The organism is Stieleria sedimenti (assembly GCF_025060895.1).
Lineage (GTDB): Bacteria > Planctomycetota > Planctomycetia > Pirellulales > Pirellulaceae > Stieleria > Stieleria sedimenti.
Window position 1 is genome coordinate 11,820 of the sequence record NZ_JANZKV010000037.1, and the last position, 24,775, is coordinate 36,594.

21 protein-coding genes and 1 tRNA gene are annotated in these 24,775 nt (G+C 56.6%); 6 read left to right on the forward strand and 16 right to left on the reverse strand.

What is annotated here, in order from left to right; translation table 11 throughout:
* Positions 1-4: 4 nt before the first annotated feature.
* From NZK35_RS05375 to NZK35_RS05385, 3 genes are read left to right on the forward strand one after another with little or no spacing between them, the layout of a single operon-like run.
* Positions 5-832 (forward strand): carbohydrate-binding protein, encoded by an 828-nt coding sequence (locus NZK35_RS05375; RefSeq protein ID WP_259631567.1) that lies wholly within the window; start codon positions 5-7, stop codon positions 830-832.
* Entirely contained in the window at positions 832-1,371 is a 540-nt protein-coding gene (locus NZK35_RS05380; RefSeq protein ID WP_259631568.1) for a hypothetical protein, read from the forward strand. Before NZK35_RS05375 ends, NZK35_RS05380 begins: the two co-directional genes overlap by 1 nt.
* 3 nt (positions 1,372-1,374) lie before the next feature.
* Positions 1,375-1,749 carry a hypothetical protein gene (locus tag NZK35_RS05385; protein ID WP_259631569.1) on the forward strand — a complete coding sequence of 125 codons (375 nt, stop codon included), beginning with the start codon at positions 1,375-1,377 and terminating at the stop codon, positions 1,747-1,749.
* A 149-nt stretch (positions 1,750-1,898) separates the two neighbouring features.
* On the opposite strand, the gene NZK35_RS05390 is transcribed toward NZK35_RS05385, so the two are convergent.
* The 7 genes from NZK35_RS05390 to pyrF form a co-directional block, all read right to left on the reverse strand.
* Complete coding sequence (locus tag NZK35_RS05390; protein ID WP_259631570.1) at positions 1,899-2,831, reverse strand: CDP-alcohol phosphatidyltransferase family protein; 933 nt, start codon at positions 2,829-2,831, stop codon at positions 1,899-1,901.
* Positions 2,832-2,975: 144 nt separating this feature from the next.
* Entirely contained in the window at positions 2,976-4,004 is a 1,029-nt protein-coding gene (locus NZK35_RS05395) for a DUF4272 domain-containing protein (protein WP_259631571.1), read from the reverse strand.
* 1 nt (position 4,005) lies between these two features.
* A complete protein-coding gene (gene pheT, locus NZK35_RS05400) occupies positions 4,006-6,051 on the reverse strand; it encodes a phenylalanine--tRNA ligase subunit beta (protein WP_259631572.1) in 2,046 nt (681 codons plus the stop codon).
* An 85-nt stretch (positions 6,052-6,136) separates the two neighbouring features.
* Positions 6,137-7,168, reverse strand: coding sequence for a phenylalanine--tRNA ligase subunit alpha (gene pheS, locus NZK35_RS05405; protein ID WP_259631573.1), 1,032 nt, complete (start codon positions 7,166-7,168; stop codon positions 6,137-6,139).
* Positions 7,169-7,380: 212 nt separating this feature from the next.
* Complete coding sequence (rplT, locus tag NZK35_RS05410) at positions 7,381-7,737, reverse strand: 50S ribosomal protein L20 (protein ID WP_259631574.1); 357 nt, start codon at positions 7,735-7,737, stop codon at positions 7,381-7,383.
* A 92-nt stretch (positions 7,738-7,829) separates the two neighbouring features.
* Positions 7,830-8,036 carry a 50S ribosomal protein L35 gene (gene rpmI / locus NZK35_RS05415; RefSeq protein ID WP_095742399.1) on the reverse strand — a complete coding sequence of 69 codons (207 nt, stop codon included), beginning with the start codon at positions 8,034-8,036 and terminating at the stop codon, positions 7,830-7,832.
* Between the two features lie 147 nt (positions 8,037-8,183).
* The gene (gene pyrF / locus NZK35_RS05420) at positions 8,184-9,083 is read right to left on the reverse strand and encodes an orotidine-5'-phosphate decarboxylase (RefSeq protein ID WP_259631575.1); all 900 of its coding nucleotides are present in this window, start codon (positions 9,081-9,083) and stop codon (positions 8,184-8,186) included.
* Positions 9,084-9,389: 306 nt separating this feature from the next.
* On the opposite strand from pyrF, the gene NZK35_RS05425 reads away from it, so the two are divergent.
* The 3 genes from NZK35_RS05425 to NZK35_RS05435 all read left to right on the forward strand — a co-directional run bounded on the left by NZK35_RS05425 (position 9,390) and on the right by NZK35_RS05435 (position 11,545).
* A tRNA-Pro gene (locus NZK35_RS05425) sits at positions 9,390-9,464 on the forward strand.
* 122 nt (positions 9,465-9,586) lie between these two features.
* Positions 9,587-10,786, forward strand: a complete 1,200-nt coding sequence (locus NZK35_RS05430; RefSeq protein ID WP_259631576.1) for a tyrosine-type recombinase/integrase — start codon at positions 9,587-9,589, stop codon at positions 10,784-10,786.
* A 609-nt stretch (positions 10,787-11,395) separates the two neighbouring features.
* On the forward strand, positions 11,396-11,545 hold the full coding sequence (locus NZK35_RS05435; protein ID WP_259631577.1) for a hypothetical protein: 150 nt from the start codon (positions 11,396-11,398) through the stop codon (positions 11,543-11,545).
* Between the two features lie 642 nt (positions 11,546-12,187).
* Here NZK35_RS05435 and NZK35_RS05440 read toward each other — a convergent pair.
* The 9 genes from NZK35_RS05440 to NZK35_RS05480 form a co-directional block, all read right to left on the reverse strand.
* Positions 12,188-13,753: a hypothetical protein gene (locus tag NZK35_RS05440; protein WP_259631578.1), complete on the reverse strand. Its 1,566-nt coding sequence runs from the start codon at positions 13,751-13,753 to the stop codon at positions 12,188-12,190.
* A 1,179-nt stretch (positions 13,754-14,932) separates the two neighbouring features.
* Positions 14,933-15,451 (reverse strand): hypothetical protein, encoded by a 519-nt coding sequence (locus NZK35_RS05445; RefSeq protein ID WP_259631579.1) that lies wholly within the window; start codon positions 15,449-15,451, stop codon positions 14,933-14,935.
* Between the two features lie 147 nt (positions 15,452-15,598).
* A complete protein-coding gene (locus NZK35_RS05450) occupies positions 15,599-16,735 on the reverse strand; it encodes a PEP-CTERM sorting domain-containing protein (protein ID WP_259631580.1) in 1,137 nt (378 codons plus the stop codon).
* 775 nt (positions 16,736-17,510) lie between these two features.
* Positions 17,511-17,636: a hypothetical protein gene (locus NZK35_RS05455; protein ID WP_259631581.1), complete on the reverse strand. Its 126-nt coding sequence runs from the start codon at positions 17,634-17,636 to the stop codon at positions 17,511-17,513.
* Positions 17,620-18,183, reverse strand: a complete 564-nt coding sequence (locus NZK35_RS05460; protein WP_259631582.1) for an ECF-type sigma factor — start codon at positions 18,181-18,183, stop codon at positions 17,620-17,622. Before NZK35_RS05460 ends, NZK35_RS05455 begins: the two co-directional genes overlap by 17 nt.
* A complete protein-coding gene (locus NZK35_RS05465; RefSeq protein WP_259631583.1) occupies positions 18,180-20,825 on the reverse strand; it encodes a serine/threonine protein kinase in 2,646 nt (881 codons plus the stop codon). Before NZK35_RS05465 ends, NZK35_RS05460 begins: the two co-directional genes overlap by 4 nt.
* Before the next feature lie 407 nt (positions 20,826-21,232).
* Positions 21,233-22,213: a hypothetical protein gene (locus NZK35_RS05470; RefSeq protein ID WP_259631584.1), complete on the reverse strand. Its 981-nt coding sequence runs from the start codon at positions 22,211-22,213 to the stop codon at positions 21,233-21,235.
* Between the two features lie 80 nt (positions 22,214-22,293).
* A complete protein-coding gene (locus tag NZK35_RS05475; RefSeq protein WP_259631585.1) occupies positions 22,294-22,857 on the reverse strand; it encodes a hypothetical protein in 564 nt (187 codons plus the stop codon).
* A 499-nt stretch (positions 22,858-23,356) separates the two neighbouring features.
* Complete coding sequence (locus NZK35_RS05480; protein WP_259631586.1) at positions 23,357-24,751, reverse strand: hypothetical protein; 1,395 nt, start codon at positions 24,749-24,751, stop codon at positions 23,357-23,359.
* Positions 24,752-24,775 lie beyond the last annotated feature (24 nt).

Genomic DNA, 24,775 nt, shown 5'->3' on the forward strand with positions numbered 1-24,775 from the left:
AGCGATGAGTCAATTCGGACGCACCCGAGCCAACCGACGCGGATCAACCTACTTGGAAGTCCAAGTGGCGATGGTGCTGCTGTCGATCGGCATCAGCGGCCTGTACAGCCTGTCGGTGATCCAATCACGCCAGACCGCACGGCTGGGACAAATGCTTCCCGCTGACGAAATCGCCTCGATCAATCCCGTCACCGGCGGCAGTCCATCAGAAGCGGCCTGGATGAAGAAGTTTGGCGTCTACGCCGACATCGCAACCGATGCCGTCGCGGCTCCCGTTCCCAACTACCCGCTCAATGAAGGCTTTCTGGAGATCCGCGACAACGAGGACAGCAGCGGGTTCTCCACCTATGCGGCTGCCGGAGGAGACGACTGGGAAGAATACGGAGGACACCCGGGCGATTATCAGTCAACCGTCCATGAGATCCAAACACCGACCTCCGTCGGGTCGTACGCGCTGTTCTCCTTTTATAGCGTTCCCCCCGGCGACTACGAACTGTTCACCTCGGTACCGGACAAGAAGGATTCCTACGCCGGGCAGTTCGGATCCGCCGTGCCGCACTACATCTACAATGCCGGCTGGACGGCGACCGTGTACGTCGACCAACGCGCGATCGACCATGACCTCGATCACGCCGGCAAATGGTGGGAAAGCTTGGGAGCCTACACGTTCAGCGATAGCACCGTCCATGTGCTGCTTTACGACTCGCCGCGTTCAGGCGATTGGTTGGTCGCCGATGCCGTGATGCTGCGATGTCGTCGTTCGGTCGAGATTGTCACCCCCGTCACGACGACGGTCGCCGGCGGCGCCACGGTCACGGTGGAGTTGGATTGATGGCAGGCAAAGTCCCACCACGCATCCAGCAACGCCGCAAGGGCATGAGCTTGTTGGAAGTCACGATCGGGTCCGCGATGGCCGCGATGATCGCCATGATGGCGGCCGGGGTGACAATGGACATGACACGCAACATGGCCGACAACATCGCCAGAACCAGGATCGCGGGCGAAGCGAGACTGGCGATCGAAGCGTTCCGACGTGATTTCGGCGGCAATGATCCGGACAGCCCAACCGGTGACCGAAACCGCTGGCGTCTGGTCGACAGCATGGTCCCCACCGCCGAAGAACTGCGGCTCTGTTTCGATGCGGACCTGGACGGATCCGCCGATTGGATTTCACCCGATCGCGTCATCATCTACTTCGAAACCGACGGACAACTGATTCGATCGGATTTGGAAAATGGACGGACCAACGTGGTCGCTCAGCTGGTCGACTCGGTCAATTTCGAAGTAATCGGCAACGAACTGCGAATCACACTCGCATTCCAACTCGGCACGATCACCGAAACCTATGTCTTCAATACACCGAACATCTAGACCATGACCCATCGACGCCCTCCCAGCCGAAGACGCGGATACGCCATGTTGGTGGTGATGCTGCTGATTCTGACAACGACCGGCATGGCGGCGGTACATGCGCGACAACTCGCCGCGTCGCTGAGAATTGAACAAGCCAGACGACGCAGCGAAGCCCGGTCGCGCGGGCCGACGACCGCGCTCGCGATCGCTTGCCAACGGATCGAAACAGGAAACCCGACCGACGCCAGCGCCTCGTTTCAATACTCGCACCACGATGGATTCCAGACGGTGCTCTACCGAATCAGCTACCAAGCCGTCGGGCCTGACAAATGGACCGTCACCGCCGAGCCCGATCCGGCGGCGGGAACACTGCCACCCTTGCCCGCATCATTCTAATGCTTTGTCAACGATTAAAAGTGGGGTGAGCTTCCAGCTTGCCGTCTCGTTTCACTCGTGAAACGCAAGCTGGAAGCTTACGCCACTTTCTTGAGCGAAAAAAGGTGCTTCGCATTTTTGGTACCTGCCCCCTTTTCCACAACGCGGGGCTACTCCTTCACGCTGTTCTGGCCCCGCCAGGAACGCATCAACGAACGTAGCGGTGCGGCGAACGCGAAATAACAAAATGCGATCGGCAGCGCCAACCAGTGCAACAGAAAGACGCCACCGACGGCAAACATCGCTTGTCCAATCTGGTGCGTCGTTCGACGGCCCTTGACCCACTGGGCAACCAGGTGGGGATACTGAAATCGAGACACCATCAGGTACGCCAACACGCCGGCAAGCGCCGGGATGAAGTAGTGCGAAGCGACCAGGGCGGCGTTGGCAGCGGTCTGGATGTATTCGTGGTAAATCTTGTTGCTCGCCAGATCTTTTAAGTCCGGCATGGCGATCGCGAACGCGGCCAACGTTCCCGCAGCCGCCGGGCTGGGCAGCCCTTCAAAGGTCTCATGCGAATCGTCTTCGCCTGTCTCCACGTTGAAACGGGCCAGACGAATCAAGACGCACAAGGTGAATAGCACGCCGGCCGCCCACAGAAACCGCTGAGGCAACGCATCGGTGATCCGCCAGATGATCACCGCCGGAGCGGTCCCGAACGTGACCGCGTCGCACAAACTGTCCAGTTGAGCACCGAACTCAGTCTCCTGACCGGTCATCCGCGCCGCCGATCCGTCGAGTGCGTCGAATAGCATCCCGCCGAAAATCAACATTCCCGATGTAAACAGTTTCTGTTCCAGCGGCCAATCCAACTCCACGCCGCTGATGGCGACGGCGATCGCACCCAAACCACAAACACCATTGCCCAGAGTCAGCATGGTCGGTAAGACGGCCAGCATCACCTTGCGGCGACGTTTTCGTTTTTGACGTCGAAAGTCTTTCCGAGAGAGCGGCTTGCCCGATTCGGGATCCCCTTCCGCATCGATCCCTGCCAACTCGTCGAATTCCTCCGGCGGGTAAAGTTCGCGTTTTAATTCGCTCATGGACATCAAAAGGGGTTGCTGAAATCGCCGTGCCGCCGGTGTGCACCAAAATCAATCGCCTATTGTATGGCAAGGTGCCCAATCAAAGGAGAGCCCGAGCTTTCCGCGTCCCCCCGCAAAAAACCAAATCTCCTGACTTGCCCACTAACTCGGAATATCGACCTCATCCCATTCCGCGTTCTCGAAAAACGTCAGCCAATTGAGGGCATGCTGTCGCTCTGCGATCACACCACCCTCGACCCCGGCAGGCGGTTCGGTTTGTCGCGTCGCCGCGTCTCGGGCTGCCCACAACAAGCGAAAGTTCAGGTCCAAGGCGTCCAGAATCTCGCCAGTCGGTCGCAGCGTCGCCGATTCGATCATTTGGCGGGCCGGCATCGCGATCATTTGACGGGCGACTTCGGGGACATCACAAATCGCATCGGGAAAGGGAAGCGTCCCATGCATTCCCAGTGCCCACTGCAGCGTGGCCAACGCTTCGTACCGCCAACCGGCCGCGGAGACGTCGGATTCGGTCGGCGAGGCGTTTTCTAGAAACGCGGTTTCCCATGGCGACAACGCCTGGAACGCCAACGGTGACTTTTCCCGCAAGGCTGCGACGGGAATCGGTTTTCCACTGGAAACGGATTCCGCCCGGACCGCGACGACGAACAACGCCAACATCCGCCAAACGACTTCGTCGGCCGAACGCAGCGTGACTTCCCACTCGCTGATCACCGGCGGCAACGCCTCGGGCGTGTCGATCAATCGGTTTCTCAGCTCGATTTCCGATTGGGCTTTTCGCTGCCGTGCATCGGGCAGAAACGGTAGCTGGGCGTTCGGGTCGGGCTGTTCCGCCGACGGATCGTGCAACACCGCGCCGTTGGGGTCACGGATCGTGCGATCGGGCAGAAACAAAATCGCGTTGGATTGCCAAGCCCACGGCGCGATCGCTTCGACGTGTTCCCCGTCTACCTTGAATGCCACCAACATGTTGGTTCGTTGCAAGTGCCGACAGACGGCATACAAGGTCTGGCTCATTTGTCCTTCACCGAATTCAAACAGGTCTTGGACCAGTTTCATCAGGTGTTCGACGAACCCCGGTGTCGATTCGTTGCGGACGAAGACCGGCTCGTGGGGAAACTCCGGCTCCGGCGGATCGCGGTGCGTGCAATACGCAAAGACTTCTATGGGCATCTCAACCCAACAACTCTGCGTCGAGCTTCTTCTTGCAAGCGCCGATGACACTTTGAACCAACGCGTCGGCATCGTCGCCGCTCAACGTCGTTTCGTCACTCTGCAACTGCACCGACAACAACACCCGCTTGCGGTCCTTGCCGTCCTTTTCCGGATCGCGATAGGTCTCGCGGTAGGTGACCGATTTGAGTTGCCGGCCGACGGCCGACCGGACCACGTTCTCCAGTTCGTTCCAACGCACCGATTCGGACATCACAAAGTTCAGATCGCGTTCGACCGAAGGGAACATGCTGACGATCTGTTGCTGTGGGACCAATTCGGCGTCCGCGAGCAGCGCGGCGATCGACAGTTCGGCGACGATCACGGGGCCGGACAATTTCCATTGCTTCAACGTCTTGGGCGCAACCACACCCAAATACCCCAGGGGCGATTCGCCGAGCGACAGGCGGACCAACTGGCCGGCGACAAAACCGGGTGAATCGACCGGCTGGACCGACAGGGCTTGTCGCGCTCCCAGTCGTTCACACAACGACTCGATGACGCCTTTGACGGAAAAGAAATCGCCGCCGCACACCAGCGCGACCGCGTACAGTTCCTCAGGCAAGTCCTCTTCGGTTTCTCCGGGCAGGTACAGGTGTGCGATTTCGAACAGGTCCGCCTCGATCGATGCCGACGCCCAGTTGTTGGCACGCGCTTCGATCAGACTCGGCAACAGCGTGCGGCGGAGCCGTTTGGCGCCTTTCAGCATCGCCGTTTGGGTGCTCAAAGCCGGTCGCTCGGTCCACGGCGAAAGTGCCTTGTCCAACTTCGACGTCACCACGCTGGGCGTCATCGCTTCGCTTAGCCCCGCAGCGGTCAACACGCCGCGAATCTTTTCCGTCGCCGAATCGAACGTCCGTTTACTGCTCGGAGCGACCGGGATCGGGCTGTCCTCAGGAATCTTGTCATAACCGTGAATCCGAGCGACCTCTTCGATCAAGTCGGCTTCGCGGGTCAAGTCATGACGCCAGGAAGGTGCGACGAACGATCCGGATCCGGTCGAGAGTTTTGCATCGCTCTGACAACCGAGTGCCGTCAGAATTCGCTCGACTTCGCCGGAATCAATGGTGATGCCGAGGATGCGTTCCAGTTGCGCCAGACGCAACACGATCGGCGGCCGCTTTTCGATTTCCGGTGCGGTGTCGATGATGCCCTCGGCGACGGTGCCGCCGGCGGATTCGATGATCAACTGGCAAACGCGCCGGCTGGCCCATTCCACGCCGACCGGATCGACGCGACGTTCGAAACGGAATGACGAAGGGCTGTGCAGTTTCAGCTGTCGCGCCGTCCGTCGGACCGACAGCGGTGAAAAGATCGCCGCCTCGATCACCACATCCGTTGTCGACTCGGTCACTTCCGAATCCGCGCCCCCCATCACCCCGGCGACCGCGGACGCCGCTTTCGCATCGGCGATCACGCACATCGAAGGATCGAGTTCGTATTGTCGGTGATCGATCGCCGTGATGGATTCTTTCGCCCGCGCGGGCCGCACGACGATTTTCTTGTCCGCGATGTCGGCATAGTCAAACGCATGCAGCGGCTGGCCACATTCCATCAGCACGTAATTGGTCGCGTCGACGACGTTGTTGACCGTACCGATCCCGACGCTGGCCAGCGCGGCCTGCATCCAATCCGGACTGGGGCCGACCTTGACCCCCTGGATCACACGCGCGGTGTAACGTGGACAGGCCTCGGTGAATTCATTCTCGACACTCAACAGCGACCGGACGTCCGTCTTGGACGTCTCCAGGGCTGGCGCGGGAACACGCAATTCGGTGTCGTACAACACCGATACCTCACGTGCGACGCCGAGGTGACCCAAACAATCGCCACGGTTGCTGGTGACTTCCAAGTCGATGCAAACGTCATCGGGCGACAGCGCCGGGTTCTCGGCAGGCGTTTCAGTCCCCTCGTGATTCAATCCGCTCAGACTGAGCCGAGTCTCCAGCTGCTCACGATCGGCCGGTAGATCGACGTAGTGGGAGAGCCATTTCCAGGAAACAAGCATGGTCTGGTTGGGGGTTCCAGGTTTCACGTTCCAAGTCACTCAGGAATCGCAACGTGAAACCTGGAGCCTGGAACTCGGAACAGAATTAAAACTGTGACAGAAATCGCATGTCGCCGCTGTACAGATCACGGATGTCCTTGATCCCGTGACGACGCATGCACAATCGTTCGACGCCCAGGCCGAAGGCGAATCCCGAGACCGCTTCGGGATCGTACCCGACGGCCCGAAAGACGTTGGGATCGACCATCCCGGCGCCACCGAATTCGATCCAGTTGCCGTCCCACAAAAAGTCGACTTCGACGCTGGGTTCGGTGAACGGAAAGAACGACGGCCGAAATCGAATCTCGACGTCGCCGCCAAGGTAGTTGGTCGCGAAGACACGCAACACGGTTTTCAAGTTAGCCATCGTCACGTGCGTGTCGACGAGCAACCCTTCCATCTGATGGAACATCGGAAAGTGAGTCGCGTCGGGATCATCGGGACGATAGACACGGCCCAGCGAGATCACGCGAATCGGCGGCTTGCGATTGGCCATCACGCGAATCTGCACCGTGCTGGTTTGGCTCCGCAGCAACCGTGTGCCTTCGACGTTCTGTTTCTCCGACCCCATGGCCGCAGTCGCCAGATAAAAATTATCCAGCGGGTCACGTGCCGGGTGGTCTTCGGGGATGTTGAGCGCGACGAAGTTGTGGTGTGGGTCTTCGACCTCCGGACCTTCGGCGGCTTCAAAGCCCATCCGCCCCATGATCTCAGTCAGGTGGGTGATCGTTTGCGTGATCGGGTGGACGTGCCCGATCGCCGGCCGCACCCCGGGTAACGTCGGATCAAACGTCGGGTCGGCCCCGCTCTCTCCGCCGCCGGAAATCCGTGACTGGGCTTCGGCGACCGCTTTCTCGATCGCCTGCTTGACTTGGTTCAGCCGCATCCCGGCCGACTTGCGGTCGTCGGCCGCGACGCTGCCCATTTGCTTCTGAATGTCTTTTAGTGCGCCTTTCTTTTGGCCCACGTACTTGACCCGCGCAGCCTCGAACGCCTCCGCATCGGAAGCAGCATCAAGGGTCGCGATCGCCTCGGATTGCAGAGAATCGAGGGCGGAGAGAAAGTTTTGCAGAGACATAGCTTGGGTGCCGCGGAAAAGGGGTCAGACACCAAAAATGCGAAGCACCCTCAGCAACCGTTGGTGTCTAGCCTTGAGGCGATTCCCGGTCGCCGCGACGCAGCGACATGGGGCGGCTAAAGCCTGCACACCAACACGCGTGCCCGTGCCCTTCGTACCTGCCCCCTTTTCCGCTCGACAAACGTAACCGTAAATTCGAATCGGGGGAGAGCCTACGCTGCCAACGCTTCTTTGACCTTGTCGACGACGGCCTTGAAACCGGCTTCGTCGTGAATGGCCATTTCCGACAGCGTCTTGCGATCCAATTCAATCCCGGCTTTCTTCAGCCCATGGATGAACTCGCTGTAACGCAGCCCGTGCATACGGGTCGCGGCGTTGAGACGGGTGATCCAGAGTCGACGGAAATCGCGTTTTCGCACGCGGCGATCGCGGAAAGCGTACGCGCCGCTGCGGAGCAGTGTTTCTTTGACCGAGCGGGTCAACGTTCCGCGTCCGCCGACGTAGCCCTTGGCGCGTTTAAAGAGACGTTTTTTCGATTGCCGACGGGCGGCACCTTTGGTCGCACGCATGGGTGCATTCCTTTCAGATTGTTTTGAATCAGGCCCCGACGTCAAAAAGTTGCGTCGATGTTTCGCCTATCCAAATGGTTAAAATTCGAACGTTAGTTGCTGTAGCCGTTGAGCGAAGCCTGGATGGATTTTTCCATGCAGGTGTCCACCGCGGTGGTCCCGCGAAGGTTTCGTCGACGTTTCTTGGTCAGGCCGTTTGCCAAGTGGCTGGTACCACTTTGGCGGTGCATCGCCTTGCCCGTCGCGGACAAGCGAAAGCGTTTTTTGATACCCTTATGGGTCTTCATCTTGTTGCCCATGATTCCATCATTTGCTGGGGGTCATTTTGTTTTCACGCCACTGTTGCTCACGCTGTCAGTCGACGAAGAACCGCGAAAGGTAGCAACTGACGCTCGGGTTCGGAAGAGGGTTCGAACCGCGAAAACGCCAAATTCACCTGGATTGGACTACTTCACCAGATCCAATTGGGCGTTCATCTGCTCCGTCGCCGCCGCGACAGCGTCATGCCAGCGCGCATCCCCGAACTTATCGGCATATTCGGGCCGGGCATGAGCGAAAATGATGTGTCGCGAACTGTTGACAACCGCCCCCATCCCCCCCTCGTGAAACCCGACCTTCACATCGTCGGCTGCTCCGCCCTGGGCGCCGAAGCCCGGGATCAGGATCCAGCTGTGGGGCAGTGCCGCCCGCATTTCCGCCAATTCCTGCGGATACGTCGCCCCGACCACGGCCCCCAATGGCCCATATCCCTCCGCGTTTTGACGGCTCGCATTCAACTCCGTCAACAACTCGGCCACGCATTCAAACACGGTCTGACCATCCGTTTTGCGGTTCTGCAGCAGCCCGCCGCCGGGATTGGACGTTTTCACGAGCACGAAAATCCCGGCGTCCCGCTGATCACACACATCGACAAACGGCTCAATGCTATCACGCCCCAGATAGGGGCTGACCGTCAACGAATCGCTACCCCAAGGGCTCTCGGCCCCCAGGTAGGCGTCGGCGTAGGCGGTCGCGGTGCTGCCGATGTCGTTGCGTTTGCCGTCCAAAATGACCAGCAGGTTTTTCGACCGGGCGTAGGCGACCACTTCCCCCAGGGAGATCATACCGGCCGGACCGAGCTGTTCAAAAAACGCCGCTTGCGGCTTCACGCAGGGCACGTGATCGCCGACCACATCGATGATTTCGCAGCAAAACTGGGTATACGCCGCCGCCCATTCTTCCGGCCGGTCGTTGACAACGGCATCGCGAAGCGGGGCGGGCAGTGAGGCTTTGCGGGGATCCAGTCCGACGCAGGTGACGCTGCGTGTCCGCCGAACCGCGTCGGCCAATCGAGTCGCAAAAGACATGGTGCTGGGGTACTCCGTGGAAAGTGCGGGGGTCGGCCAAGAGTGTGCCCCAAACTCGGCCAAAGCGAAACCGTGGTCCGGCAGCCACGCACCGCCCACCCCACACACCTCCAGCGACGAAGTCACCCTCCCGTGTGCGGGAGGGTCGAGCGAGGGGAGGGGAGGGGAGGGTGACTTCACCTCAAGGACGAACCGAGGGCTTCACTTGATGCCTATGGGGTCGACCACACAAGAAAAAGTGCCCCCGCAGCAGTTCTTTCCGGACTAGAAAACAAAAACAGTCTTCGCTACGCTATCGCACCTTAGCGGGATGTGGCTCAGCCTGGTTAGAGCGCTGCACTGGGGGTGCAGAGGTCGCAAGTTCGAATCTTGTCATCCCGACTTTTCCTAAACTTCGGTTGATACGCTACTTAGCGTAACCGGCATCGTGCCGTGCGACCCGTCTCGCAAATCGTTTCACGGTAGTCCCATACCGTGAAACCTTTTGTAAGGGTTTCGCTTCCATGGCACGTCCACGCTCCAAAATGCCGGCCTACCGGTATCACGTCTCCGGCCAAGCCGTCGTCACGCTCGCGGCCAAAGACTTCTACCTTGGCGAATATGACTCCCCTGAGTCACGAGCCCGCTACTTCTCGCTGCTGGCCGAATACAACAGCAACGGCCAACAAGCACCCGGCCAGCCCCAACGGCAGGCCGAGACGCCGATCACGGTTCGCTGCGTGACCGGCGAGTTTCGCGAACACATCAAGACGAAGTACGCGAACAACAAAACCGCGACCAATCGATTTCAGAACCTCTGCACGCTGCTGGAGGACGAGTACGGCGACCTGCCGGCAAAGAAGTTCGGCCCGCGGAAACTGAGCGCACTGAGGGACCTGTTTGTCGCCAGCGGAAACTGCCGGCCCTACGTCAACAGCCAGACCCGAAACATCATCCGGATCATGAAGTACGGGGTCTCGCGCGAAGTCGTTCCCCCAGAAGTGATCGTCGCCCTCGATTCCCTGGAGCCGCTCCGCCATGGCCAGACGACGGCGCCGGAGGGCAAAAAACGCAAGCCGGTGAGCGTGGACGATGTGATCGCAACGGTGAAGTTCCTATCTCCGACACTGCGTGCGATGGTCATCCTCCAGACCGCAACCGGCATGCGCCCGTCGGAGTTGTTTCGGATGCGTCCCTGCGATGTCGATCGATCGGGCGACGTTTGGCTCTATCGAGTCCCAGTCCACAAGACTGCCCACCATGGAATCGAAAAGGTGATCCCGCTTCTCGGCGAAGCCCGTGAAGCCGTCTCGCCGTTTCTGCTCCGCGACGCCGAAACACCATGCTTTTCGCCGGCGGAGTCCGCCCAGTGGTTCCGCGAGCAACGCTCCGCCAACCGAACGACGCCACGGAGTTGCGGCAACGTGGCCGGCGGCAAACGCAAGGCAAACCCCAAGCGACAGCCTGGAGCACAGTACAGCAAAGACAGCTACCGCAGGGCGATCGAACGCGCCGCGGAGAAAGCGGGCGTCTCGCACTGGTTTCCGTACCAACTGCGACATTTGGCCGGCACCGTCGTTCGGGAACTGGCCGGAATCGAGAGTGCCCAGATCCTGCTCGGACACACTTCGCCGCGGACAACGGAGATTTATGCGAAAGTGCCGCTCGCCAAAGCGATCGAGGCGGCGAGGGTCGCACCACGTCTAACCGACCGAACCGCATGAAGGAAGCGCCCCCTGGGACGGTGGCGCCACCGGATCGCTCAACTCCTCATTGATTCAACTGGCGTGCAAGGCGCGATTGGTCTGCCGCTCAAATCCTGCGATTAACCATCCCGAAACACAATGAAATCGGCGTGCGGGTCGCGCCGGATGCTGTCCTTGTGCTGTCCGCCGAAACGAGGGATGCGGACGGGGCAGGGGTGTTGAGGCCGGTCAACAATCCGCGGAGCGAATGAATGCGGACGAAAGTGAGTACGTTGCATTTTGAATGCTTTGCCGCTGGCAATCCTTGGCAGGAAACGCATCGACCTAGATTGCGATGCATGGCCTCGTCCTACACCGAGTTGAATTGCAGGAGCCAAAGGGGGCCCCATTCGTCACGGATTTCTTAACCGCAAATCGCGTCAGCGGTTTGTAGGTACCTAGGTTACCTCGCGTCCTCTCATTTTCGAAAAAAAAGCGGGGTGGTGTGTTTTGTGATTCTGCTGAGGCGAAGGGAGCAGAAATTACAAAAAAACGAAAGGCGAAATTGAAGAAACCTCGTGATTTGCCGGGCGAAAGTTACTGAAGTGACTTCAGTGTTTCCGCGTGTTTTTGGAGCGAGGTTTCGTGATGGACGAAGGAGAGGACGTGGTTGCAGTGCGTGCTGCTGAGTTTCGTCGGGTGTTTGATGGTCTTCCTGATGTGGAAGTGCCTGCTCGCGAGGTATTGGAATGGGTAGAGGATCATCCTGCGATTGGCAACCGACGAACTGCAGCCTAGGCGACTGATGCCGTCGGTGAAGTGCCGAGGTCCGGGTTTCAAGTGATCTCCTGTCCGGTCACCTTCTTTCCATCACGCCCAAAGTTAGGAAGCCGGCTGAATTTGTAGGCGAATGGCGAGCCCGTTTCCCGACACATCGATCTGAAAGACAGCCACTCGATTCAGCGGAGCGGTTTAAATCACGAACCGGGCCGAGCTTGCCCACCATCAGCGGATGACAGTGGCCTATTCGCTGCTCCGGTCGATGAAGCCGGAGCCAACCTGCAATTCGGAAAGGTCGCAAATCCGCGTCGGTGTTTCACGCCGATGCTATTTAGCCATTGCGGTTCGAGGCGTCGGTCGCGGTCTCCACAGCACATATTTACTGACTCAGGACGGTTCGTCCTCGGTCAGAAACGCAGCTTTCTCAGACGACCAAAAGTGACCCCGACACCATCAATCGGACTATACAATTCACTGGGCTGAATTGCGGTCACGCTGAAGTCCAGTAGATGCCGCAGCGGGCGATACAACCGAATTGCCAATCCGTTGCCGCGAATCGCCTCGGGTGTCGGACCGATACGCGCGAGACACCTTGGTTTCCCACTCTGGTTGCGAGCACGGAAGCCAAAGCAGCGCCCATGATTCAATCGATATTCTGGTCTACAAAATAGAATCACGGTCCTTGAAGTTGTACCACTGCGCAACTTCGTGCTCGTGATGTCCAATAACTGCAGCGCCTCGGAACGGATGAGCCTCGGATCTGAAATCATGTCGCTCGATTCGATCAAGGATGCAACGAGCGACGATCTGGAAGGGGACGGACTCGAATCGGGCAGGGCAGGCGTGAACAGTGGGAAACCAGTCGAAATAGGAACGGCACTGGTCTAGAACAAACAGGTCGCAGTACATCCGGCGTTTCTTTGCAATGTACGTGACGCGGTCGCAGGACCTTGTATTCGCAAACCAGGGTTTCCCGTAGATACCGAGAAGCGAATTCACGATGAGGTTCGGCAGCGGCGAATCGCAGGTGATCCCGGCGCCGCGATCGAACCATGAAGTCGCGACTGCGAGTTTCATCGCATCGCTCAGTATGTCCCAGTGCCCCTCGATCACGTGGTCCAGCAAGGCGGACGCCTTGACCAAGTCTCGGAGGCTGCGTTGCTGATGGGTGAGCGGTTTCTTCAGTCGGTTCAGAACGGGGTCGTCTTTCCGCAGTTCTTCCAGAATCCTCACGAAAGAGGGGATTGGATAAGACGACGGTGACAACAGCAGTTCGCCGGGCAGTTTTCCGCGACTTAGGTCCATCGTTGGGTCATCTGCGCGACCGCGAACCTCTTTGAATTCCTTCTCCCCCATGAGATAGCTGCGAAACAGTGCTCCCATCGACAGTGCCCGGCAGTTCGGCACCAGGTTCATTCCAAGATCGGTGATGAATCTTGTGATGAAGTGCGAGTACAGCGGTTCGAGGTTCTTCGCTGCAAAAGAGTGAAGGTGCCGGTACTCGTGTTGAAATTCCTGCGGGTCGAGATAGCCAGCCTCATGAACGATCCGAGGCAGATCGTTATACCGAGGTGCGAAAAACGCAGTCACCAGGTCAACGTAACGGTCCCTGGCGTCCCCATCGTCTGGAGACTCACAGAAATTCGTGATGAGCACGCCAGGAGAATTCAGTCGCTGCCGATCCAGAATGCTGATGATCGGGTCCAGCGTGTTGGGTTTACTACCGGCGATCGGCCCACAGGCGTCGAAGTAGATAATGTCGAACGTCTCGTTAAAGACGTCGAAGAACTCGGCCAGACTCCCTCGATGTATCTTGAGAGGTACACCAGCTTCGCTGCACGCCGCAACCGCCGTTGCGTGGTCCTCTTTCCCTGTTACTGCCCAGACGTTGTGCGGATTGACTCCCGCCTGAGTCATGACATTCAGGTCATTCAGTGGCTCTGGTCCGGAAAGATAAAGAACACGCAGGGACTGAGACTTTTTGGTCCCGATCCTGGACGAGTGGTAGTCCAGCCACAACGCCAGCTCGGACAGCGTCTTGTCGCGGTGAGCGTCCGAGCGTGTGGCACGCTTCAATGCGGCGAGGAAGAACTCGACGGTCGGGATAAGTTCCTCTTCCCGGATCAGACCGGACCTGTGCCGGTCACTGGTCAGTGCGACGATCGCGGCCGGCAGGATTCGCTCCCGGACAGCGTTTTTCTCGGCTTGTTGATACGAAGATGGCATGGCGCAGCAGACACATTGACGACAGACGACAGGGACGACGGCCTCGGCACGGGCGTCGCCGACCTCGGGCCTGAGTGTGTAAACACCCTTCAGATGGCAGAGCTTGCCGGTGGCCTGGCGAAAGAGGTGACCGTGATCGACAGTTGTTCGAGCGTACCGCTACCAGCTCGCAGGAAAGCCGGCGAATCCGCGTATCCCAATCTCTGAAGCAACGTCTTGACATGCATCCTGCGACCACCAGTTCCTGCCTTGCTTGGGCTTGATTATAGCCGGATTTTCTGGAAGTTAGGAATGGCTGGTGGCCAACGCGGTTTCCTCACTGTTCGGTGGGAACGTGTCGCCCAGAATGGCGGCGATGGTGTTTCGATGAGCACCATTTGCAACTCAATAGCGCGTGTCCTGAGCGCGCAAATGGCTTCTGGCTGGCGTTCTCCTCAGCGGCGATACGCAGTTTCCGAACCTGCGTCGGATTCATCGTCCGACGCAGATTGGCGAGTATTCAAAGTGAGCGAAGTTGGACAAACTTCAGCATTCTTGGCGATCCCCGAACTGCAGGAGGTACGTGACACCGAAGCGGTTTTCGGCATTCCGCTGGCGTCACCCGCTGGCCGACGCCGTAGCGAACAAAGACCGACCCGCGAGAGAGGACACTGAGCGCGATTTGAGCGTCCCCAACGCGAATGATGTTGCATCGTTTTCGGCACTGGGTGCTCCAGCGAACCAACAGCGGCCAGATTCAAGGGCTGCAAGTAGGTCTTTCACTTGGACGCGGCGGTGCATCGATCCCGCGAAACATCCACAGTTTCGCGATGGCTTCATGGAGCGATCGATGTGAAAGGGGGCCCCAATTATCAGCGGGTTTTGACCAGCGATTCGGATTCTCGGTATGCAGGTACCTAGGTTACCTCCTGTCTGTGTTTTTGACATTCTCAGGAACCGGAACCTCGTTTTTGCCGCGAGGCGAATGAAGTTTGCTGAAGTCCCTTCAGTAAACTGTGAATTCCGGCCTCAGCTCGGCGGGTGCTGGCCCGCCGCAATTCCGGTGCGAGGCGAGTCGATTCCGTGATCGGAATAGCTCACCGCACCGGCACCCCCAAGTCACCCCCACTCAAACCACCTGGCTCCCTTTTTGGCTGCCAAAGTGGTCCCCTTTTTCACTGCCATCTCCAGTTCCGGCGGCTAGGCGTCGGGTTCCAACGTCGGTTCGTTATTGTTCCACCCGCGGAAGGAAAGCGCTTCCTGATACTCAGACTCGGTTATTTCTCCGTCTGACAGGTCTATCAGCATCGTGACATGATCGGAGTGAAGCCGCCGACGCAGCATCAACTCATCAGCAATACGTTTGACGGCTTTCACATTCTCCGGTTGTCGCATCAGATCGAGCGCCATGGCCTTGGCTGCTGCACGGGCGCCTTGAACCTTACTAAAGTCATTTTCACACCCAGCCGCGGCCTCATCCTCGCTATATCTCGCGGCTAGCACCGCCCCGTATCCTGCGCAAAGGTATGTGTCAAAATCGGCCATTGTCTGTGCATCCTCGTTGCCCGACAGTTGTTCGTTCGCACTCCATCCGGCCGCACCTTCTTCCTCTTGTTCTTCAACAAGCACACAAGCGACACCAAACAGGTACCAATTTGGAAAGAAGCGACGATGCGCGACGGTGTGCCCCGCCTCGTGGATAGCTGTGATTAGATCCATAGTGTCACCCCGCACCTTCAAAGAACTGTTGAATCTCTACGTCAAAGTTAGTCACCCTGCTCCACGTCAATGTCGAATTCCTCTCGGAGCCTTGGTTATCGAAGGCTAGTTGGCGTATTGGGTCCCGTACGCTCCTTTCACTCCCTTTCAACAGATTCCATTGCGATGTCGAGTCCGACGACGTGCGATCAGCCCCAATGCAACAAAAGCGATGAGAGCCGTGGATGAGGGTTCTGGTACGACTGTTACATTCGCAACCCATGCCTCAGTGCCTCCGAATGGATTTAGGCCGTAACCAATGATGGTTTCTCCATCATCTGAGATGCCCGTCGCCCTACTCAAATCCCATCCGTCGAGATTCAATCCATAATCCGACGTAAGGACTTCGCTGAGATCGCGCATTCCGTTTTCTTCGTCCCAGATAAACGCATAGTTGCCACTTTGGCCTACGATGATCGATCCGTCTGCTGAAACTGCATTGGCCTTGCTATCGCCTGTCACAGATATGGATCCCAGTTCAAGGATCGGTCCACCCGTAAAACGGACTGCCGATCGTCCTGATTCCCCCACAATGGTTTGGCCATCGGATGAAATAGCGAGAGCTGCACTGTCCTCATTCCCTAGACGACCCAATCCTTGGCCAAGTTTGGAAGTTCCCGACCAGTCCCCGCTCCATATCGTAGCCTCAGTCCAAGTACCCTCGCTTCCACTCCTGAGGCTGTTTCCAACGACAACCTGACCATCGCCCGAAATTCCATAGGCTTCTGCCTCCCGTCCATCGATGCCTTTCAATTCGATGTTGTTTCGAAATCCACGCGGACCATCCGGTGATGGCGTGAACCGCTTTACGCCAATCTTAACTGTGCCGTCAGCCGAAACGTCATGCGCAACACTATTGTTCCCGCCTGACGGAATTGCTCCGGAGTTAAGATCGGCAGCTTTGTGGAGGATATAACGCTGGCCAGTTGTTGTGCTAGCGTATTCGTATGAGCCCACGAACACGCCGTTGCTTGACACAGCATTGCCGTGGCTGGACGCAAATCCCCCGACTTGAGTCATGCCTTCCCCAATCGTCCACTGGAACGCTTTGTTACCACTTAACTCACCGCTTTGTTGTGATGCAGGGCCACTCGTTCCAACTATGATTGTGCCGTCCGGAGAAACGTCATTTGCCACACTTCGTGTGTGTCCCGGCAAATGCCCAAGGCCTGTGAAAATCGCAGCCTTCACCTGGCCTAATCCCATCACGGCGAGCAATACCACTGGATATGCAAGCACTCTCATCGCTCTGGCCTGAAGATGGTTGTTAATACGGGGATCATATGATTCCTTCCTCAAAAGTCGTTTGTCAATTGTACCGTTGCAGCGTGCCTCAGCCTGTTCAAGAATTATTTTAGTCGCTTCGCCCGGTGGATCCGGCCGCCGAGATGCTCGACGAACTTCTTATTTTGCACGAACATCTCGCCCGAACTGTCACGGGGCGCCCAAATGGGACCACCTATGGGCGCTTCGGGCTCCTCCACACTTTGGGTGGTATGTGGCTCATCGCTTTTCGTTTTCAAAGCCTATACAGCGAGCGAGAGCCTGTGAAAACAAAAAACGAATCGCCATTAGGGTGGGGGCATTTGCGCGCCCATGAGTGGTCCCTTTTCAAGCGCCCCGTGACACCCGAACCGCAGCGCGGGTCATAAACTCGGTCCCGTACCTAATTGGCGGACATTTCGAGCACTTTCAACGTTGCAGACTCCCAATTCCTAACAAGACATAAGACAATGTGTCTACTGAAGTGACTTCAGTAAAATCAGCGCGGAAAAGTACCAAATACTGAAGTGACTTCAGTGCTTTTAAGCCGAGCGATTACGGGAAAAACACTTCTGAGTCTCCGACACCGGCTTTCAATTCATCGCTTCCTTCGATGAAGGATTGCCTCGCTAAGGGGTGATCGCCCTCGATTCGAACTGATGCCGGGTCGTTCGTGCCATTAGGAAACAGCCGAACCAACGGTCGCTTGCTCTATCCAACCGGCGAGTGTGATGCGTGAAACCTAGGAACCAAAGTTTCAAGCGATCGCGGGTCCGGTCACCTTCTTTCCGTCACGCTCAAAGTTAGGAAACTGGGTGAACTTGCAGACGAACAGGGCCAACGGTGGCAGTACAATCGCTAGCGCTTCATTCCAACTCGTCATTGGTCATCTCGGTCTGCAACCAGGCACGCGTGAAAACCCAGGATCGCTCGGCCTTCGTCTTTGAAATGCCGAGTAACTGAGCCGCCTCGGCGACGGTGAACCCGACGAAGTAACGGAGCTTGACGAGTTTGGCTCGCTCAGGATCCTGTTGCTCGAGCCGATCGAGCGCGTCATTCAGTTGAAACAGTTTTTTGTCCGAATCCTCGGAAGCGATCTGTTCGTGAAATGGCTCGCGTTTGCGATCCCCGCCCCGTTTGAGTGTCTCACGTTCGCGTGCACGTTCGATCAATATCCGTCTCATCGCTTCGGCAGCCGCGGCAAAGAATTGCGCTCGACTTTCCCAGCTGATCGGTGCGTCGTTGCCAATTAACCGAAGAAAGGCATCATGCACCAACTCGGTCGCGTCGATGCTAATTCCGTCTCGCTCACGGGCAAGCTTGGAACGGGCGAGTGTCCGCAGCTGTTGATAGACCAACGGCAACAAATCTCGTGTCTCATTGTGTGTCCCTTCAACGAGACCAACGAGAATTTTGGTCACGTCCGTCATGGTTCGTTTTTCGATAATCGAAGGACGACTTCCGCTTCGCGAACTGCGATTTCAGCAAATAAACGTTCAGTCGAGGCATGATTCCAGTAAGACGAATAGATGACGGTGGGATCACCGGACTTCCACTCCTTGAGATGAAGCCTTGCTTTTTCGAGTTCGTTTGTCGCAGTCTCAAAATCACCAAGGTGATGCGCGGCAATCGAACGGTAGGCAAGATGGGCGACGCTATTCGCATTGCGATACGACAGGTAATTTCGCGTTTTTTCGAAGTCGCCAAGTCGGAGCGCGGCCATGCCACCAGTCAAAAGAGACGGCGAATGGTCGGTGTGTTGTTTCAATTTCTCTTCAGCTTTGCTAAGAAAGTCGTTCGCCTTACTTTCCTGTGGTGGCAGCAGATAGGCCTTTCCAAGGTCAATGATCGTTTCTCGATTCCTTGTTTCGCAAAGCGAACGAATCTCGAAAGTGGTCGCATCGTACTTTTCCATCCAACTTTGGTGATAAGCAATGATTCCCGCGTAGATTAGGCCACGGTACTCGCCCATCCTGTAGGCCTTCATGTAGAGGTCGTAAGCTTCTTCGAGTTCACCTTGGATGACTTGCTCCTGCGCCATCAAGAATTGCCAGTCAGCGTAGTTCGGCAAAGCATGCATCAGCTCCTTGATAACCGCACGGCGTTTCTGAACGTCTAAGTCTTGTCCATACCGACTTGATTCTTCCAGCGTCAGCCCGAGGGTTCGGTCGAGTCGGTCACGCAACATGATCGAGTTTTCGTGATATTCTTTCCATCTCACGTTGCCGGAATTCGGTATCCAGCTTTCTTGATGACGGATCTTTCGTGCCGCGGTCCAACGTAGCATTTTCGCGGCATCCACCCGTCCGAGTTGGTACATAAGTTCTGCGGCCATCAGGTCAAATTGGGTATACGTTGGATGTTTGTTTTTTTGCAGGTAGCTGAGTACGGACTCAGGGGGAGAGTTCGACAGCTCTGCGTAGAATGCAATGGCAAGTCTTACGTACTCGTTTTCATCATCATCGCCGATCAACCTTCCCGCAAGTGCGATCGTTTTCTCGTCTCTTTGCAAACAAGCTTTTGTCGCCGTCGACGCTACGCCAAAAGCTATCGCTTCTTTGAAGGAATCGAGTTGGGCCTCTTCAACGTTTGCGTTCCTCGCCTGTTGCTCGGCATCGACGAGAACCTCCATCGAACTCTTCAACTGGCCTGCGTTCCGCATCGTATATGAAAGTTCCTCGGCGATCCGCTGAAATCGCGCGGATGAATCGGGAAGCAACGTTGCGAGATGCCCGTACTCCTGGCGACGCCAATCAATCTCCTGAACTAGCTCATCAGGCGTGACGGGCTCCGGGATGTCTGGTCGTTGGACAGCAAGCCAGAGCGCAGCACTCGCAATCACAACTGCAGCAACACTTGACGTTGCAACCAAAATTCCACGTCCGTTTCGACGGAAGTATTTTTGGAGTCGATAGCCCGCAGAGGGTCGCCGTGCCGCGATCGGTTTGGTTTGCAGAAACCGCTCCACGTCTTCAGCCAAGCTTTTTGGCGTTTCATACCGGCGTGAAGGACTCTTCTCCAGGCTTCGCAGGACGATCCAGTCAAGATCGCCACGCAAGTATTGGCAGAGTGATTTCGTCGCCGCACCACGCTTCGTCGCGACTACCGACGCGCGTTCTCCCAGTGTGCTGAGTCGATGGCTGGGACGCTCGGCCTCTTCTTCGCGGATCAGACGTCTTAGCTCGTCAAATGCCGCCGACCGAAGCCGTTCTTTACTCACTGGAGTGGTCCCGGTCAAAAGCTCATAAAGCAGGACGCCGAGTGAATAGACATCGCTCCGAGTGTCGACGTCCAAGGCGCTGAGTTCCGCTTGTTCGGGGCTCATGTACTGAGGTGTACCGATCATATGCCCGTACTTGGTGAACAATGTCTTTTCGGTGAGTTTTTGGTTGAGCGCCTTGGCCACTCCAAAGTCGATGACTTTGGGAAAGGGTTCGCCGTCAACCATCGTCACCAAGATGTTCGATGGTTTGATATCGCGATGAATGATACCTTTCTGATGAGCATGCTGGATCGCAGCACAGACTTGAGTAAACAGTCGCAGCCGGTCTTCAGTGGACATGTTGTTGACATCGCAGTACTCGGTTATGGAAACCCCTTTTACCAATTCCATGACAAAGTAAGGACGTCCGCTCTCCGTCGTTCCCGCGTCCATCACCCGGGCAATGTTCGGATGATCCATCAGCGCAATCGCCTGTCGTTCGGCTTCGAATCGGGCGATCACCTCCCTGGAGTCCATGCCCGGCTTGATGACCTTGATTGCGACCTTCTGCTGGATTTCACCGGTCCGTTCCGCCATGTAGACGGCGCCGAATCCGCCCTCACCGATCTGCTGCAATAGCTTATACGCTCCAATCATCATTCCTGGTGATTCCGAGACGGATCGTGACTCCACGGTAGGTGCACCACCAACGGGAGATTCCAGAAATCCGTCCGGTTCATCGTGCGCCCGAAGCAGCTTCAATACCTCTAGCTTGACTTTCTGGCTTGTGGGGGCGGCCTCGATGAACTCAGAACGCCGTTTCGGATCGACGATTTCGGCAGCTTCTAAGAAGAGAGTCTCGGCATTCATCTCGTCTACTCCGCATGGAGGATGTATCTCGTCCAGTTCGAGTGTTAGTGCGAGATTCAGATATGGAATCCGTCAAAAAAGCAAGTTTTTCTTTAATTCAACGGCATTTCACGGGGTGAAAATCGAGTCTCTTCCACCCCGGCTAGATTGTTCGAACTAACGGGGTAGACGATTTGAGGCCCAAGTATCTATCGACCGACTGCGTGAACTCGTGTCGAATACGCCTATCATACGGAGGGCAGTGTATTTTCCGTAACGACCGACTTGGTGTTGAATTGGTGTTCAACGCTACTTGGCTTGTTTCTTTCCTCGCTTGACTCGTTTGAACGCATAGGCCGCGCTCGGGCCTTCGACAATGCAGCCTGTACGCTCCGCCGCCTCCCAAGTGAGAATGTTTTTTTCCATCTTCAGTCAGCGGAGTTAGCGACAATACGCTTTGCATCCAGATTCATTTCGGGTTGTGGTTCTCCCTCACTCATGGTGCTGCGTATCGTATGTGTGTAGTGGTCTTGAGAGTGGAATTTCAGGACACGAATTCCTACGAAACGCTTGCCATCGAGCATCCCCTCACCCGGTCCGATCAGGGCACCGTCGTCGGTCATTCCGTTAAAGCAGATCCTCACATGCTCGCCGCCACGAAACCATGTCTCGACAATCTGCTGCTTCGTCGAATGCCATGCAAACAGGCCGCTCGCTGGCTGCTCACCTGGTTCTTGATAGGTCACTCGGAGCGCCATATCACTGCTGCTTGCTGTTGCGGTGACTTTTGCAGTCTTCTCTTGACCATCCTTATCGAACGTGAGCGTCCATTGCCCCACGAGAGTGTCAATCGCCTTCTTCGCATCGGCCTCGGTCAGAGACGCCAGTCTTTTCCAGACCTCGGTTGGAAATTTCTCCGTCTTGCCATCGACGGTTAGTTCACCTGACCAAGTGTGTGTGTTGCCGCCGTCTGTCGCTGCGATCTGAAAGGCAGCTTCGACATTTTTGCCTTCGCTTGTTGTTCCGCTTCCCTCCTCAATCCAGCCGTCTTCGGATCTGTACGTGATCGACTGGTTAAAGATTCCGCTTGACGTGGAGTATTGGCCCCTGATCCGCTTGGCTGCGGCGTCGTAGGCAACCACCCACGTACCCATATCACGACCGACTTGGTTGCTACAGATCATGGTATTTCCGTCGTCGCTTACCCGACACTGGGAGTAAGCGGTAATTCTGTCACCCTGCTTGCCGAAGCCCGGCATATCGGCAGCAAGTTCAATGTCACCGACCCAACTTCCCTTATGGGCCTCGCAGAACTTATCGAAGTCGGCACGAGAAGATTCTTGAGCCAGTGTCGGTGAGATGAGCAACAGAGTGGCAGCGGCGCATGCCGAAATGGCGATGGTTTTCATCGTAGTTCTCCGTAGGGAATGGAACGGAATCGCAGTATTAGAGATGCTGAGTAACGGCAAACGCAAAACGGACTTGGGATCTACTTGGCTTGTTTCTTTACCCGCTTGAACGTGTAGATCGGACTTGGCCCTTCAGCAAGGCGGCCAGTGCGCTCCAAAGCCTGCCAGGTGATCGTGTCTTCTCCTGTCACGGTCACCCTACCTTTGATCGATGTCTCCTTTCCGTCGCCGTCAATGCCCTTTGAAATCAGCGTCGATGTCTTGGCTGCCTTGTCTATCACAACTGTCCCCATGCTCACGCCGCCCAGTGAATTCATTCCTCCGGAGACAATTTCCTTCTTATCAGCGTTCCAGCCTTTCAGCGCCTTTCCGGAGAAAGTCGTTCCACCTTCGAATTCAACAGACCAGTTCTCCTCTACAGCGTTTTTATTCAGAATCCTCTTCCATGAGAACTGAAAGATCATTTTTGTTCCCTTCTCGGCAACTCCCGCCAAATCCTCCTGCAAAGGTCCTTCGTACTGCCAAGTTCCGAGCATTGGTCCATAGCCTTTCAGGTGCTCGAAGCTTGGGCCGGGCCCGTCCTGCCCATACGTAACGCCACAAAGAAGAAGAACGACAGTCAGTGCGGTAACGATTGATTTCATGACAGATCCTTTCGGGGAAAATTTTCGATGTAATAGGGAAGTTTGACTGGGACTTGAGAGGAATTGGTGATAGATAGCGGGAGGCACTCGAAATCCAGAAGTGTGTCTACCAATTAGGTTAGGCGATGCATCACCCCTGCTGGGGTAAAGGCATCTTCTCCAATAGCTGCTGCGACAGAATGCCTCATCGCCATTGTTGATGCCGGAATTGGATAGCGCCACTTTGGCGGGGTTGGCTTAGGGGGCGGTTGCTTGATCGTTGATGGAGATTTTCGCTTTGTCCGGTTGCCTGTTTTGGTCTAGGCGGCGCTAGATCTCTTCGCCGGCTGCGTTGAGCGAGAGCTTGCGGTAGCTTGACCACAATTCCAGGGCGTTTCCGCTGGTAGCGCAACGAAAGCAGCGATAGAGGTTGCGCCGTAGCCTTGAGTCGTGCCCCCACGCCAAGAAGCTCAAACTGTTCCCAAATGGTTTGTTTCGGAATCGTCGAAAGAATTGGGTTTTAGACAGCAAGTGCGTGGGTTGGCGGTGGCCATTCGACCAATTCACGTGGCAACACGTAACGTGGACGACGTTTCGATTCAACGAGCCTCGGCAAGGTAATCCCAAGGTTGTCTTCTTCTACTTCTACTTCTACTTCTACTTCTACTTCTACTTCTACTTCTACTTCTACTTCTACTTCTACTTCTACTTCTACTTCTACTTCTACTTCTACTTCTTCTGTACCTCGAGTTACCGGCTCCGCCTGTGATTCTCCCGTTACGATGAATTCGTATGCCCGCAACGTCTCAAGGTCCAACGACCATTTCATCGCGACGCCCAGTTTCGCCCCGAGGAAATACGTGTACCGATTGTCTTGTAGATTGATCAGGCCCGCATCGACCAGGGCGTTGCGGATGGCGGCGACGCGAGACGGATGATGCTGTGACGTGGTCGTGCCGTCTTCGTAGAGCTTTTGCCAGATCGCCCGCATCCGCGCAGTTGGATTCGATCCATCTGGGTTTGGATTGGCGGCGAAGAACTCCGCTAACGCGATAAACACGGCGATGTGCTCGGGCGTAATCGCCAGCGACTTGTTGCAGGCGACGCGCGGCTGGCAATCGATGTGGAGCGTTCGCGCGATCCCAAGCTTGGATTCGATTATCTCCCGCGTGATGTGTTTGCAAGCGAACGAACCCTTTGGCTGGTGCGGAGACTCGGAACGCTTGCGCAAAGCCTTTACCGCAGCCCCTTTGGTTGCGGGGATGCGTTTGGAATCGACAAATTTGCTCCTGTCTGGATTCATCAGTCGTTCCAGTTCGACCAGTCGAATCGATGCAGTCTGTGATGCGGTAGCGACATCGCGAGGAAGCTTGCACAGTTGCCCGAAACTGATGCCCTTGAGCTTTCCCTGATCCCAGTTCTGTTTCGTCGGCGTGGCTTTGATCTCAACCACCTCGATCTCGCAACCGTGGAGCTTAACTTGGTAGTTCAACCAGGACTGAAAATCCTTGAGTATCCTTCGGATCAGCTTGACGGGATCTCGGCCCCATTGGACTTCCAGGTACGCGTGCACCCCGCGGCTGTTGGTCGACGGCTCAAAGAATAGGCCGGGGAAGAAACTCTCAAAAAGCGCAGCCGCTTCGTTCGCGCCGGCGATCGTTCCGCACGAATGGCAGTCGATGTCAATCGCGATCAGACCCGATTCCTTGTTCGCGTCCGTCGTGTAATAGAATGTTTCTTCGCCGGTTTGATGTTGCTGAACAAGTCGTGACGAGTATCGCCAAATTTTGTTAGCGTTCCCCCGCCGGCATAAGTCAATTTTCTTATCCCGGCTTTCCAGCCGAATCGGGCGTCCGTCGACCTTCATTGCGACGTCAACGTTGCAGATTCGATCAAGCAACCATTTGATGCTCATCGTAACTCGCTCCAACGCCTGGCA